The organism is Nonomuraea basaltis (assembly GCF_005893125.1).
Lineage (GTDB): Bacteria > Actinomycetota > Actinomycetes > Streptosporangiales > Streptosporangiaceae > Nonomuraea > Nonomuraea basaltis.
This window is the reverse complement of sequence record NZ_VCJS01000024.1, coordinates 64,835-78,981: the sequence shown is the minus strand read 5'-3', so window position 1 is coordinate 78,981 and position 14,147 is coordinate 64,835. Positions and strand designations below refer to the sequence as shown.

12 protein-coding genes are annotated in these 14,147 nt (G+C 67.9%); 5 read left to right on the top strand and 7 right to left on the bottom strand.

Annotated elements, in window-relative coordinates; genetic code table 11:
* Positions 1 to 98 precede the first annotated feature (98 nt).
* Positions 99 to 683 carry an ANTAR domain-containing response regulator gene (locus EJK15_RS14430; protein WP_240776970.1) on the top strand — a complete coding sequence of 195 codons (585 nt, stop codon included), beginning with the start codon at positions 99 to 101 and terminating at the stop codon, positions 681 to 683.
* A gap of 152 nt (positions 684 to 835) precedes the next feature.
* Positions 836 to 2,122 carry an ABC transporter substrate-binding protein gene (locus tag EJK15_RS14425; protein WP_138710907.1) on the top strand — a complete coding sequence of 429 codons (1,287 nt, stop codon included), beginning with the start codon at positions 836 to 838 and terminating at the stop codon, positions 2,120 to 2,122.
* A 226-nt stretch (positions 2,123 to 2,348) separates the two neighbouring features.
* Here the strand turns inward: EJK15_RS14425 and EJK15_RS14420 are convergent, their stop codons facing one another.
* On the bottom strand, positions 2,349 to 3,053 hold the full coding sequence (locus EJK15_RS14420) for a hypothetical protein (RefSeq protein WP_138710906.1): 705 nt from the start codon (positions 3,051 to 3,053) through the stop codon (positions 2,349 to 2,351).
* Between the two features lie 326 nt (positions 3,054 to 3,379).
* Here EJK15_RS14420 and EJK15_RS14415 point away from each other — a divergent pair, with 326 nt between their 5' ends.
* Complete coding sequence (locus EJK15_RS14415) at positions 3,380 to 4,675, top strand: ABC transporter substrate-binding protein (RefSeq protein WP_138710905.1); 1,296 nt, start codon at positions 3,380 to 3,382, stop codon at positions 4,673 to 4,675.
* Positions 4,676 to 4,726: 51 nt separating this feature from the next.
* On the opposite strand, the gene EJK15_RS14410 is transcribed toward EJK15_RS14415, so the two are convergent.
* The 6 genes from EJK15_RS14410 to EJK15_RS14385 all read right to left on the bottom strand — a co-directional run bounded on the left by EJK15_RS14410 (position 4,727) and on the right by EJK15_RS14385 (position 10,015).
* Positions 4,727 to 5,128 carry a hypothetical protein gene (locus EJK15_RS14410; protein WP_138710904.1) on the bottom strand — a complete coding sequence of 134 codons (402 nt, stop codon included), beginning with the start codon at positions 5,126 to 5,128 and terminating at the stop codon, positions 4,727 to 4,729.
* 62 nt (positions 5,129 to 5,190) lie between these two features.
* Positions 5,191 to 5,982 (bottom strand): ABC transporter ATP-binding protein, encoded by a 792-nt coding sequence (locus EJK15_RS14405; protein WP_138710903.1) that lies wholly within the window; start codon positions 5,980 to 5,982, stop codon positions 5,191 to 5,193.
* Positions 5,979 to 6,917 carry an ABC transporter ATP-binding protein gene (locus EJK15_RS14400; RefSeq protein ID WP_138710902.1) on the bottom strand — a complete coding sequence of 313 codons (939 nt, stop codon included), beginning with the start codon at positions 6,915 to 6,917 and terminating at the stop codon, positions 5,979 to 5,981. Before EJK15_RS14400 ends, EJK15_RS14405 begins: the two co-directional genes overlap by 4 nt.
* On the bottom strand, positions 6,907 to 7,905 hold the full coding sequence (locus EJK15_RS14395; RefSeq protein WP_138710901.1) for a branched-chain amino acid ABC transporter permease: 999 nt from the start codon (positions 7,903 to 7,905) through the stop codon (positions 6,907 to 6,909). The genes EJK15_RS14400 and EJK15_RS14395 overlap by 11 nt, the downstream gene beginning before the upstream one ends.
* A gap of 16 nt (positions 7,906 to 7,921) precedes the next feature.
* Positions 7,922 to 9,211: a branched-chain amino acid ABC transporter permease gene (locus EJK15_RS14390; RefSeq protein ID WP_240776969.1), complete on the bottom strand. Its 1,290-nt coding sequence runs from the start codon at positions 9,209 to 9,211 to the stop codon at positions 7,922 to 7,924.
* A 432-nt stretch (positions 9,212 to 9,643) separates the two neighbouring features.
* Entirely contained in the window at positions 9,644 to 10,015 is a 372-nt protein-coding gene (locus EJK15_RS14385) for a PaaI family thioesterase (protein ID WP_138710928.1), read from the bottom strand.
* Between the two features lie 104 nt (positions 10,016 to 10,119).
* On the opposite strand from EJK15_RS14385, the gene polA reads away from it, so the two are divergent.
* Both polA and EJK15_RS14375 read left to right on the top strand, forming a co-directional pair.
* On the top strand, positions 10,120 to 12,810 hold the full coding sequence (gene polA, locus EJK15_RS14380) for a DNA polymerase I (RefSeq protein ID WP_138710900.1): 2,691 nt from the start codon (positions 10,120 to 10,122) through the stop codon (positions 12,808 to 12,810).
* Positions 12,811 to 12,932: 122 nt separating this feature from the next.
* The gene (locus tag EJK15_RS14375) at positions 12,933 to 14,027 is read left to right on the top strand and encodes a polysaccharide deacetylase family protein (protein ID WP_138710899.1); all 1,095 of its coding nucleotides are present in this window, start codon (positions 12,933 to 12,935) and stop codon (positions 14,025 to 14,027) included.
* Positions 14,028 to 14,147 lie beyond the last annotated feature (120 nt).

The following is a 14,147-nucleotide window of genomic DNA, read 5'->3' as shown; positions in this document are numbered from 1 at the left end:
GACTTGTCCGGATAAGCGCCGCATCCTACCGCCGAAGTTGATCAGCTGTGGGGTGCCAGCGTGGATCTAATCTACCGGACATCGGTACTCTTCTGCTCGTGAGTACGCAGCGGCGAGTAGTGATCGCGGAAGACGAGGCCCTGATCCGCCTCGACCTCAAGGAGATGCTCCAGGAGGACGGCTACGTCGTCGTGGGCGAGGCCGGGGACGGCGAGCAGGCGATCCGGCTGGCCGCCGAGCTGAGACCCGACCTTGTCATCCTGGACGTCAAGATGCCCGTGCTCGACGGCATCTCCGCGGCGGAGCGGATCGTGTCCGAGCGGATCGCCCCGTGTCTGATCCTGACCGCCTTCTCCCAGCGTGACCTGGTGGAGCGGGCGCGTGACGCGGGGGCGATGGCCTACCTGGTCAAGCCGTTCACGAAGGCGGATCTGGTGCCGGCGATCGAGATGGCGGTCAGCAGGCACGAGGAGATGGTGGCGCTGGCGGCGGAGGTGTCGAGCCTGTCGGACCGGCTGGAGACGAGGAAGCTGGTGGAGCGGGCCAAGGGTCAGTTGATGACGCAGCACGGCTGGAGCGAGCCGCAGGCGTTCCGGTGGATCCAGAAGGCGTCGATGGACCGGCGGCTGAGCATGCGGGAGGTTGCTCAGATCGTTATAGACGACGCGGCCAAGCAGTCGTGAGAAGCCCTTTATCAGGTGATTTGGCCTGATGGGTTGTGGTGCGGTCACGACTGAGCATCCAACCGGCCTCGGGTGCTTTCACCGGAGGCGTCCCGGCGCGTAACTGATGGGCGGACGGAAGGTCCGCTCATCTTCGAACGGAGACGCTCTCGATGATCCGCATTTCCCGCGCGCCGGTCGTCGCCACCGCGGCGTGCCTGGCACTGGCGGCGTGTTCGGGCGGGGGCACCACCGCCGCGCCGGGCGCCTCAGAAACCGCTTCCGTGCAGTCCTCCCCGGCCGCGAAGGGGGACGGCACGCTGTCCATCGGTACGGTGCTGCCGCAGACGGGCTCGCTCGCGTACCTGGGCCCGCCCATGTTCACCGGCGTCGACCTGGCGCTCAAGGAGATCAACGAGGCCGGCGGGGTGCTGGGCAAGCCGGTCACCAAGTCGGATACGGACTCGGGCGACACGACGACGAACATCGCTTCGCAGTCGGTCGACAAGCTGCTGGCGCAGAAGGTGGACGCCATTGTCGGCGCGGCCTCGTCATCGGTGTCGGAGTCGATCATCGACAAGATCACGAGGGCGGGGGTGCTGCAGTTCTCGCCCGCGAACACCTCCGACGCGTTCACCACCATCAACGACCAGGGGCTCTACTTCCGTACGGCGCCGCCGGACAAGTTGCAGGGGCGGGTCCTGGGTGACCTGGTCGTGGCCGATGGCAACGACACGGTCGGCATCCTGGCCATGCAGGACTCCTACGGCTCCGGCCTGGCGAACCAGGTGATCGAGACCGTGGAGGCGGCGGGCGGCACGATTGTGGAGCGAGTGGACTACGACCCGAAGGCGGCCGACTTCTCCGCCGACGTGGCCAAGATCAAGGCGAAGAACCCGAAGGGCATCGTGCTGATCGGGTTCGAGGAGACGGTCAAGGTCGTGCAGGAGCTGGTCAAGCAGGGCATGTCGGCCAGCAAGCACAAGTGGTACATGGTGGACGGCAACATGTCGAACACGAACTTCGTCAGGGCGCCTGAGGGCACGCTGGACGGCGTCAAGGGCACGCTCCCGGGGGCGGCGGCGCCCGAGGCGTTCCAGAAGCGGCTGCTGGGGGTCAACGCCGAGCTGGCCGAGTTCACGTACGCGTCGGAGTCGTACGACGCGGTGGTCCTGATCGCGCTGGCCGCCGAGGCGGCGGGGGACGACTCGGGGGCGGCCATCGCGGCGAAGCTGATGGACGTGAGCAAGACCGGCGAGAAGTGCGCCGGCTTCAAGGAGTGCGTCGACCTGCTGAAGGCCGGCAAGGACGTCGACTACGAGGGTGTCAGCGGGCCGGTCGACTTCAACGAGGTGGGCGATCCGTCGGTCGCCACGATCGGCGTCTACCAGTACGGGGCGAACAACAAGTTCAACGCGGCCAAGGCGATCGAATATCGCAAGGGCAACATCGCCGGCTGAGCCGGGCTCCGGGCCGGGCGCCGACCCGTTACCGTTCCGAAGACCCGGCGGACGCGGTGGGGCGGGCGGTCACATATCTGCCCTGATCCGGAAATTCGGATCAGGGCTTGACCGGTTCTGACATCCGGCGGTAACTCTCACGGAACGTTCGCGCAGCAGTCCGCCACGCCGGCGGCCGGCCTCGGAGGCGCGCCTGGCCGCCGAGGCCGACATCGACGGCTGAGACTCATCCGCCCAGGCCGCACGCCTCGAGCGCGTACGCCAGGAGGCGATCCTGCAGCGGCTTGGGCGGCACCACGATGACCACGCGCTCCTCGCCCCCGTCGATGCTGGCCCGCAGGGGGAACAGGAACGCCTTCTTGGCCTCGGCGAACGCGTGCGGGTCGCAGCGGCCGGGGGTGAGCTCGATGGGTGTCTCCAGCCGCTGCGCGGCCGCCTCCAGCACGCCCAGCGGCTTGCGGTCCGGCGTGGCGATGTAGTGGGTGGTGCCGCCGATGTCGTTCAGCGTCACCGTGCCGGCGCCTCGGCGGGTAACGATCAGGTTGCCGCGCATGGCCTTGCCCGACAGCTTCCATTCCGGGCCGAACTCGATGGTCGCCGCCTGCTTGATCAGGAATTCCGAGCACTCGTCACGCAGCAGCCTGGCCAGCAGCGGATCCGGGTGAGGCACCTGGAAGACCACCTTGCGGGGCTGCTCGGAGCCGGTGCGGACGTGCGCCACGACCGTCGCGGGGCGCACCTCGGGCAGACCCTGGGGGGAGCAGTTGGCGGCGCCGTACGGGATGGGGAGGTCCGTCCGCTCCGTCCGCTTGAAGGTAGCGTCGGTCTTCTTCGGCGGCAGGGTCTTGAAAGACGGTGTGACGAGCTGGACATCCGCGAAATGCACCGGCGTGTCGGTCGTGTTGCGGACGGCCACCTGCATCTCGTGCACGGCTTCGTCGGAACGCCATTGTGCCAGCGACACTGACACGCCAGGGGGAGGGGCGGTGGAAGGCGGGGGAGGCGGCTCCGATGTGCCGCAACCTGCTAGCACGACCGTCATGGCGAGGGAGAGCGTTATGCGCTTCACCTGCCGCAGATTATGCGTGCTCGGTCAGGTCCCGTAAGTTGAGGAGTGATTACGACTCAGCATCCAAGTGCCGACAGTTCCGCGGTTCATCTAGTGCCAGCACGCTGCGGTTTTATACCTTTCGGTCATTCGATCGGGAACGCTCGGCGGTGCTGACGGATCCCGGCCTGGAATCAAGGAGACACTTCATGATCCGCATTGCTCCCGTGGGGCGGGCGCTGGCTGTCGTGGCTGCCACCAGCCTCGCCCTGACAGCCTGCGGCGGTGGCGGCGGCGACACCGCCACGCAGACTTCGCCGACGGCGGCGGAGACCTCTGCCGCGCCCGCAACCAAGGGCGACGGTACGCTCACCCTAGGCACTCTGCTGCCCCAGACCGGTTCGCTCGCCTTCCTCGGCCCGCCCGAGTTCGCCGGGGTCGACCTGGCGCTCAAGGAGATCAACGAGGCCGGGGGCGTGCTCGGCAAGCCGGTCGCCAAGTTCGACACGGACTCTGGCGACACGACCACGAACATCGCCTCGCAGTCGGTTGACAAGCTGATTGCGCAGAAGGCCGACGCCATCATCGGCGCCGCGTCCTCGTCGGTGTCGCTGTCGGTGATCGACAAGATCACCGGTGCGGGCGTGGTGCACTTCTCGCCGGCCAACACCTCCGACGAACTCACCACGGTCGCGGACAAGAACCTGTTCTTCCGCACCTCGCCGCCGGACAAGCTGCAGGGCCGCGTGCTGGGTGACCTGATCGTTGCCGACGGCAACGACACGGTCGGCATCATGGCGATGCAGGACTCGTACGGCACGGGCCTGGCCGACCAGGTGCAGAAGACCGTCACCGACGGCGGCGCCGAAGTGGTCGAGCGCGTGGACTACGACCCGAAGGCCGCCGACTTCTCGGCCGACGTGGCCAAGCTCAAGGCGAAGAACCCCAAGGGCATCGTCCTGATCGGGTTCGAGGAGACCGCCAAGGTGGTGCAGGAGCTGGTCAAGCAGGGCCTGCCGGCCGACAAGCACCAGTGGTACATGGTTGACGGCAACACGTCCAACACGAACTACCTCAAGATGCCCAAGGGCACGCTTGACGGCGTCAAGGGCACCATCCCCGGTGCCGCGGCTCCGGAGGACTTCCAGTCGAAGCTCCTCGAGGTCAACCCCAAGCTCGAGGACTTCAGCTACGCCCCCGAGTCCTACGACGCGGCCAACCTGATCGCGCTGGCGGCCGAGGCCGCCAAGAGCGACGCGGGCGTCGACATCGCTGCCAAGCTGGGCGAGGTCAGCAAGAGCGGCGACAAGTGCAAGAGCTTCAAGGAGTGCGTCGACCTGCTGAAGGCCGGTAAGGACTTCGACTACGACGGCGTCAGCGGTCCGGTCGAGTTCAACGACGCCGGTGACCCGGCCGTCGCCACCATCGGCATCTACCAGTACGGCAAGGACAACAAGTACGCCACCAAGGCGCTCGAGTACCGCACCGGCAACATCGCCGGCTAGTACGCGCCAGCAGCAAGCAACAGGGCCCGGCCGCCACGGCCGGGCCCTTCGCTATGCGCAGCCCGCCACGATCCGGTCGGCGGCCGCCCGGTACTGCTTCAGCAGCGTCACCTGCCGCTCACGTGGCACGTCGTTCTTTGACAGCCCCGCGGTCGTCGCCTTGACGGTCTCCACGGCCCCTCTGAGCGAGCTGGGCAGCCGGTCGCCGAACTGCAGCGTGATGCCGCGGGCCTCCGCCAGGCGGCCGGTCACGGCGTCCTCGAAGTGCTGCCGGTCCTCCCGGCCCCTCGGCTCCAGCATGAGGTCGGCGTACCCGATGGCGGAGACCACGCGGGCGCAGGGACTGTCGGTGGGGTCGCCGCCGGTGCTGTATTGCTGCGCCGAGGACTCGTCGTCCTGGCAGCCGACGAGCAGCACGGGCAACAGGAGCGCGACTGCCGCTAAACGTTTCACAGCGCTCATTAAAAACGGCGAAGGGGCCCCCTGGGGAGCCCCTTCGCCGTCTGGATCGGGATTTACGCCTTGGCCAGCGTGCCGAGGTACAGCTCGATGACCTTGGGGTCGTTGGCGAGCTGCCGCCCGGTGCCGGTGTAGGCGTTGCGGCCCTGGTCGAGGACGTAGCCGCGGTGGCAGATCTGCAGGCAGCGGCGCGCGTTCTGCTCCACCATGACCACCGTCACGCCCGCCTTGTTGATCTGCTGGGCCTGGAGGAACACCAGGTCCTGCAGCTTGGGGGACAGGCCGGCGGACGGCTCGTCGAGCAGCAGCACCGACGGCTCGGTCATGAGGGCCCGGGCCATCGCGACCATCTGCCGCTCACCGCCGGACAGGGAGCCGGCGCGCTGCTTGCGCCGTTCCTTGAGCGCGGGGAACAGCTCGGCGACGAACTCGAAGCGCTCCTTGAACTTCGCGGGCACCTGGTAGGCACCCATCTCAAGGTTCTCCTCGATGGTGAGGCTGGGGAAGACGTTGTTGTTCTGCGGGACGTAGCCGACGCCGCGCGAGACCAGTGAGTGCGCCTTCATGTTCGTGATGTTCTCACCCTTGAGCAGCACCGTGCCGCTGCGGATGTTGACCAGCCCGAACATGGCCTTGAGCAGCGTCGACTTCCCGGCGCCGTTGGGGCCGATGATGCCGATCAGCTCGCCGTCTTTGACGTAGAGGTCGGAGCCGTTGAGGATGTTGACGCCCGGCAGGTAGCCGGCGATCAGCTCGTCGCACCGCAGCACGGCGTCCTCGGCGCCCTCCAGGTGTGCGCTGCGGTCGGTGACGGCCGCCTTCGACTCGGCAGGCTCTGCGGCGTTCACTTCTGCGTCTCCTCTTCGATCTCGGCCTCGAGAGCCGCCTCAGCCTCGTGAAGCTGAGCCTCGAGCTCGCTTTCCGAAAGGGGCGCGTCGTGGTGGGAACCCAGGTAGGCGTCGATCACGCGGTCGTCGGACATGATCGTCGACGGCGGGCCCTCGGCGATGACCGCGCCCTGCGCCATGACGATCACCCAGTCGCTGATGTCGCGGACCATGTCCATGTCGTGCTCGACGAACAGCACCGTCATGCCCTGCTCGCGCAGGTCCTTGACGTGGCCGAGCAGCGACTGGGTCAGCGCCGGGTTGACGCCGGCCATGGGCTCGTCGAGCATGACCAGCTCGGGCTGAACCATGAGGGCGCGGGCCATCTCCAGCAGCTTGCGCTGGCCGCCGGACAGCGACCCGGCGAAGTCGTCGCGCTTGGCGTCGAGCTTGAACCGGGTCAGCAGCTCTTCGGCCCGCTCCGTGATCTCGTCCTCCTGCCCGCGCCAGAAGCTCGGCACGAGGGCTCGCCAGAAGTTCTCGCCCTTCTGCTGCTGGGCGCCCAGGCGCATGTTCTCCAGCACCGTCAGCCTGGACAGCGCCTTGGTGAGCTGGAAGGTGCGCACCATGCCCGAGCGGGCCACCTTGTGCGCGGGCACGCCGCTCATGGAGCGCCCGTTGAACGTCCACGAGCCGGAGTCGGCCGTGTCGAAGCCGGTGAGCTGGTTGAAGAACGTGGTCTTGCCCGCGCCGTTGGGGCCGATCAGCGCGGTGATGGAGCCGCGCTGGATCTCGACGTGCCCCACCTCGACGGCGGTCAGGCCGCCGAACCGGCGCACCACGTTGTCCACCACCAGGATCGGGTCCGGCTTGGGCACTCCGGGCTCGCGGGCCAGGTCCTTGAAGACGGCCAGCGCTGCGGCTTTGCGGTCATTGATCGTGGTGTCAGCGTGCATCGATTGCTATCTCCCTCTTGTCACCGAAGATGCCCTGTGGCCGGAAGACGAGCAGCAGGATGAGGCCGAGACCGACGAAGATGTACCGGAACGCACCGACTTGACTGGTGTCCATGAAGGTGATGTACCCGGAGCTGACCGCCTCGGTCAGGATGCCGTAGACCAGGACGAGCAGCACCCAGAACATCATCGACCCGACGATGGGGCCGAGCACGCGTGCGGCGCCGCCCAGGATGACCATCGTGTAGAGGAAGAAGGTGGTCTCGGTGCCGAAGATGTCCGGCTGGACCGAGCCGAAGGCCAGGCCGTACACGAAGCCGCCGAGACAGCCGACGACGCCGCCCAGGATGAGCGACTGCATCTTGTACGAGAAGACGTTCTTGCCCAGGCTGCGTACCGCGTCCTCGTCCTCGCGGATGGCCTTGAGCACGCGGCCCCATGGGCTCTTCATCAGCAGGTAGACCATGCCACAGCACAGGGCGATCAGCACCCAGCCGACGAGTATCACCCACAGCTGCCAGTGGGGGAAGAAGAGCGGCACCGGGCCGAGGTTGAAGCCGTAGTCCCCTTCGGGGAAGGGGTTGAGCGCGTAGAACCCTTCCGAGAAGCCGCGCCGTCCGTCGGAGCCGCCGAAGACGCTCTTGAACTGCACGGAGCGGAAGACGAGCCGGATGATCTCGGCCACCGCGATGGTGACGATGGCCAGGTAGTCGGCGCGCAGATGCAGCGTCGGTATGCCCATGATGATCGCCAGGAGCACCGCGGCCGCCAGGCCGATGATGATGCCGATCCAGAAGGGCAGGCCCAGGACGGTGACGGTGACGGCCAGCCCGTAGCCGGCCACGCCCATGAACGCGGCCTGGCCGAAGTTGAGCAGGCCGGTGTAGCCGAAGTGGATATTGATGCCGATGGCGGCGAGCCCGTAGAGCACCGTCTCCACGCCGATGGCGGCCTTGATGGTGGTGCTGAAGATCGTGATCCAGTCCATTCTGATCCTCCCCCGATCAGCCGATCCGCTCGCGGCGGCCCAGGATGCCCTGTGGCCGGACGAGGAGCACGATGATGAGCACGGCCAGCGCGCCGACGCTCTTGAGCTCTGGTGGCACCCACAGCGTGGAGACCTGGATGAACAGGCCCACCACGAGCGAGCCGACCAGGGCGCCGAACGCGGTGCCGAGGCCGCCGAGCGTCACGCCGGCGAAGATGAGCAGCAGGATGTCCTGGCCCATCGTGTACTTCAGGTTCTGCGAGAGCCCGAGCATGATGCCGGCCAGCGCGGCGATGGCGCCACCCATGGTCCAGATGATCCTGATCACCCGGTCGACGTTGATGCCGGACGAGGCCGCGAGCGCGGGGTTGTCGGCCACGGCGCGAGCCGCCTTGCCGGTCCGGGTGCGCATCAGCGCGAAGCCGACGACGACCAGGACGGCCAGCTCGATGCCCATGGCGAAGAAGTTCTTCGGGGCGGCGGAGATGGGCCCGAGCTCGATGCCCGGCTGCGCGGTGTACTGCGCGTAGGCCTCCGTCTGGCCGCCGAAGAAGATCAGGAAGGCGTAGCGCATGAAGAGCGCCACGCCGATCGAGATGATCATCATGGCGATGGTGCCGGTGCCGCGCCTGCGCAGCTGGCCCCAGAACAGGCGGTCCTGGCCGTAGCCGAGTGCGCCTGCCGCCACGACCGCGATCACCGCGGCGGGTATCAGATGGAGCCCGAAGCCCACGTTGAACGCGTAGGCGAGAAGGGCGCCGAGCGTGACCAGCTCGCCGTGGGCGAAGTTGGTCAGGCCGGTCGTGCCGTAGATGAGCGACAGACCGAGCGCGGCCAGGGCGATGATGAGGCCGAGGTTGAGCCCCTCGAAGGTCAGCTGCGCGGCCTGCGTCCAGAACGTGCTGCCGCCGGTTTCGTCCTGCGGCTCCTGGCCCGGAGCCGTCTTGGGCTGGAGGGCGAACAGGACCGCGGAGCAGTTGCCCTCATAGACGGTCGGCGTGCGGACGTTGATGCCACCGCGCACCTGGGCGTTCTGCGGAAGGCTGCTGGGGTCCAGGGTGACCTTGTACTTGCCTGGTTTGTCTACCTGAACGTCCCAGGTGCCTTGAGCGTTGGTGGTGACCTCCTTGACGGGTTGCCCGCCTTCGGTGGTCACCGCGATTTTGGCGCCGTTCACTGGCTGGCCTTGGAGTTTGAGTGTTCCCCTCAGTCCCTGGCAGTCGGCGGGACCCGCGTGGGCGGGTCCGGCCAGCAGGAAGATGAGTCCACCCAGGAAGGCCGTGAACGCGATCACGGCTCTGCGCAATGGTGCTCCCTCAAGTTAGGTCAAGGCGGGGTTGTGCCCCTCCATCTCGACACGCGCGCATCGCAGGCACAACTGGGATGCAATGGCGGGAGCTTAATCGGGCGCCGCCCGGTTCAGTACCGTTCGTCACCAATTAGTGACAACTGCGTGTCACTCACGTGAGGAAACAATAAGCCAGGTCAGGGGCTAAATCGAGGGAGACGCCTGGCTCTTTGCGGAAACGAAAAGATAACGATAGCCCGGAAGCGGTGGACGAACCCGCGGGGGCGGCCTTTGGGGCCATGTAGGGTTCCCGGCCGTACACGGGAACATCCCCGCATGCGCGGGACCGCTACACGTTATCTACCGGGCCTCCCCCGCGGGCTCGCGTTCGGACCACCGTAGCGACCCGCGGGGGCGATGCGCAAAGAATCGGCCGAAGTGACCGGAGCGTCAGCGGTCGCGCAGCATGCAAGTGAGGCGAGAGGTGCAGACGCGCCGTCCCTGATCATCGGTGATCTCGATGTCATACGTCGCCAAGGTGCGGCCCGTGTGCAACCTGGTCGCGACACCGGTGACGTACCCGGTGGAGGCGGCGCGGTGGTGGGTGGCGTTGATCTCGATGCCGAGCGCGATGCGGTCGGGACCCGCGTGGATGGCCGCCGCCACCGAGCCCAGGGTCTCGGCCAGCACCGCCGAGGCGCCCCCGTGCAGCACCCCGTAGGGCTGGGTGTTGCCCTGGACCGGCATCCGGCCCACGACCCGCTCGGGGCCGGCCTCGAGGAACTCGAGGCCCATGCGGTCGGGGAGCGTGCCCTCGTGCATGCTTCTGCACAGCGCGAGATCCAGGGGGTTGGTCTGTGTCAAAGGGACGTCTCCACTCTTCCGAGCTCAGGTTTTCTGTCGCAGTCGCAGACTAGGCTGCGTGTGTGCCGAAGAGTGAAGTGACCCCCAGCCGCCCGTGCCTATTGCTGCTCGACGGGCATTCCCTGGCCTATCGCGCGTTCTACGCGCTCAAAGACGCCAACCTCATGACCACGGACGGTCAGCACACCGAGGCGGTCTACGGGTTCACCTCGATGCTGACGAACGTCCTGCGCGATGAGCAGCCGACCCACGTGGCGGTGGCCTTCGACCGGTCGGAGCCGACATTCCGCCATGAGGAATACGCCGACTACAAGGCCAACAGGGCCGAGACGCCCGAGGATTTCCGCGGCCAGATGCAGCTCATCTTCGAGCTGCTCGACACGCTGCGCATCCCGCGCCTGTCCAAGCCGGGGTTCGAGGCCGACGACCTCATCGCCACGCTGGCCACCCGCGCCTCCGTCCAGGGGATGAACGTCCTGATCGTCACCGGCGACCGCGACGCGCTGCAGCTCGTCGACGAGCACGTCACCGTCCTGATGACCCGGCGCGGCATCAGCGACATGACCAGGTTCACGCCCGAGGCGGTCCAGGAGAAATACGGCCTGACCCCGGCGCAATACCCCGACTTCGCCGCGCTGCGCGGCGACCCCAGCGACAACCTGTTGAGCATCCCCAGCGTGGGGGAGAAGACCGCGGCCAAGTGGGTGCGCGAGTTCGGCTCGCTGACCGCGCTCGTCGACCGGGTCGACGAGGTCAAGGGCAAGGTCGGTGACAAGCTGCGCGAGCACGTCGCCCAGGTGCTGATGAACCGGCGGCTCACCGAGCTGCTGCGTGACGTGTCGTTGGAGGCCGAGCTCGACGACCTCAAGCAGGGCCCCTGGGAGCGCGAGGAGATCAACAAGCTGTTCGACACCCTGCAGATCCGCGGTGAGCTGCGCGAGCGGGTGTTCAAGGTGCTGGGCACCGGCGAGCAGGAGCCCGATCAGGGCTTCGAGGTCGAGACCGTGCTGCTCGGCCCCGACCGCGTGGCGGGCTGGCTGTCCGCGCTGCCCGAGGGCCGCGCCGGGCTCGCCTTCAAGGGCGTCTACGGCAGCGGCACCGGGCGCGTCGACGGCATCGCCATCGCCTCGCCCGGTGGCACCGCCGCCCACATCGACCCCGTCAAGCTCACCGAGAACGACGAGGCGGCCCTGCGGGCCTGGCTGGCCGACGACACCAAGCCCAAGGCCGTCCACGACGCCAAGGGGCCGATGCTGGCCCTCTGGGCGCAGGGCATGGAGCTGCGCGGTCTCAGCTGCGACACGGCCGTGGCCGCCTACCTGGCCATGCCCGGGCAGCGCACGTTCGCGCTGGAAGACCTGGCCCGCCGCTACCTCCACCGCGAGCTGCGGGCCGAGGAGGAGTCCAACGGGCAGGCCGCGCTGTTCGGCGACGACGAGGACGCCCCGGCCAAGGAGCTCGCACTGCGCGCCCACGCCGTGCGCGAGCTGGCCGAGTCCATGGAGCGCTTCCTCGCCGGGCGCGGCGGCACCCAGCTCCTCGGCGACGTCGAGCTGCCGCTGCTGACCGTGCTGGCCGAGATGGAGCGGGCGGGCATCGCCGTCGACAGCGAATACTTCGCCGGCCTCGAGGCGGAGTTCGGCGCCGCGGTCAAGCACGCCGTCGAGGAGGCCCACAGGGTCGTCGGCGAGCAGTTCAACCTGGGCTCGCCCAAGCAGCTGCAGGAGATCCTCTTCACCAAGCTCGGCCTGCCCAAGACGAAGCCGATCAAGACCGGCTACAGCACCGACGCCGACCAGCTCGCCTGGCTCGCCACCCAGACCGAGCACGAGCTGCCCACGATCATGCTGCGCCACCGCGACCAGCAGAAGCTGCGCACCACGGTCGAGGGCCTGATCAAGGAGATCGCCGACGACGGGCGCATCCACACCACGTTCAACCAGATCATCGCCGCCACCGGCCGACTGTCGTCGGAGAAGCCCAACCTGCAGAACATCCCGATCCGCACCGCCGAGGGCCGCCGCATCCGGCAGGGCTTCGTGGTCGGCCAGGGCTACGAGACGCTGCTGACCGCCGACTACAGCCAGATCGAGCTGCGCATCATGGCCCACCTGTCGGGCGACGAGGCGCTGATCGCTGCCTTCGAGTCCGGCCACGACTTCCACCAGGCCACCGCGGCGCGGGTGTTCGACCTGCCGCCCGAGCAGATCGACGGCGAACTGCGCGCCCGCATCAAGGCGATGAACTACGGCCTGGCCTACGGCCTGTCCGACTTCGGGCTGGCCGGGCAGCTCAACATCCCGGTGGCCGAGGCTCGGGCGCTGAAGGAGGAATACTTCCAGGAGTTCGGCGGCGTGCGCGACTTCCTGCACGCCATCGTCTCCCAGGCGCGCGTCGACGGCTACACCGAGACCATCATGGGCCGCCGCCGCTACCTGCCCGACCTCACCAGCGACAACCGCCAGCGCCGCGAGATGGCCGAGCGGATGGCGCTCAACGCCCCCATCCAGGGCTCGGCGGCCGACATCATCAAGGTCGCCATGCTCAACGTCCACCAGGCGATCCGCGAGGAAGGGCTGGGCTCCAGGATGCTGCTGCAGGTCCACGACGAGCTGGTGTTCGAGGTGGCGCCAGGGGAGCTGGAGCAGCTCACCCAGCTCGTGTGCGACCAGATGAACGCCGCCTACCGGCTCCGCCTCCCGCTGGAGGTCTCCGTGGGCGTGGGGCGCACCTGGGAGGACGCCGGCCACTGACGCCGGGCGCCGGGATCGGCCGATAGCGGCTCGCGATAGCCGACGCCCGGAAAGCCGGGCGTCTTCGATCCGTCACTAGTACCCTGAGGTGTCTTTTTTCCCCCCAGCGCCACGGGAGTTCAGTGCGGATATCAGCGTCACTCGCGCGGATCATCGGCATCGCGAACGTCGTCGTGGTCACCGTGGCGATCATCGGGTTGGGCCTCATGCCGTCCGAGGGGCGGCCGCACGCCCGGTCGCCCTTGGGGGCCGAGGTGCAGAACAGCGTCGCGCCGCCCACCCTGACCCCGGTCGGCGAGCCGCCCGGGGTCGTGGCCACGCCAGAGTTCGCCCGGCAGGTGAGCGCCAACGAGCTGGGGCTGGTGCCGGTCATGATGTACCACCGGATCGTCACCAAGCCGCTGGCCTCCATCGACCGGACGCCCGACCAGCTCAGGAAGGAGCTGGAGAGGCTGGCCGAGCGGGGATACGTGCCGATCACCGCCAGGGAGTTCGCCACCGGCGACATCCAGGTGCCGGCGGGCAAGTTCCCGGTCGTGCTGACGTTCGACGACGGGCATCCGAGCCACTTCGCGCTCGGCGTCGACGGCAACCCCGTCCCCGGCACGGCCGTGGCCGTGATCCAGGAGGTGGCCGGCAAATATCCGTCGTTCCGGCCGGTCGCCACGTTCTGGATCAACAAGGAGCCGTTCGGGCTGCGCGACCACGCCTCCCAGGCGACCGCCGTGCGGTGGCTGGTCGACCACGGTCACGAGGTGGCCAACCACACCTGGGGCCACCGCAATCTGCGCGCGCTCAAGAGGAAGAAGGTCCACGAGCAGATCGTCCGGCTCGAGCGGCTGCTGGAGAAGCTCGGCGTGCCTTCGTCCAGGACCATGGCGCTGCCGTACGGGACACTGCCCCGCGGCAAGAAGGCGGCGCGAACCGGATCTTGGGACGGCACGCGGTATGATTTCGCAGGCGTATTTCTCGCGGGAGCCGAGCCGTCGGTTTCGCCCTACGCGAAAAATTTCGACCGGGGAGCGATCCAGCGCATCCAAAGCAACGGCAAGAGGGGCGAGTGCCGCACGTGGTGCTCGCAGCACTGGCTGGAGTGGCTGGACAGGCACCCTGGCGAGCGCTACGTCTCCGACGGCGACCCCGCCCGGATCTCCATCCCAGAGGAACTTCGCGGTAATATCGGCGCCAAGCGAGGGCTCCAGGTCATCGCCTACTGACTCCTCCCCGGATTGACCCCGTGCCCCGGGTCCCATATGCTGATCGCTGCGCTGTGGGCTCGCGCGCGCCTCAGACGGAGCGGGCTCGCGCTCGGTCACGTCGATGTCGTAATTCCTCGG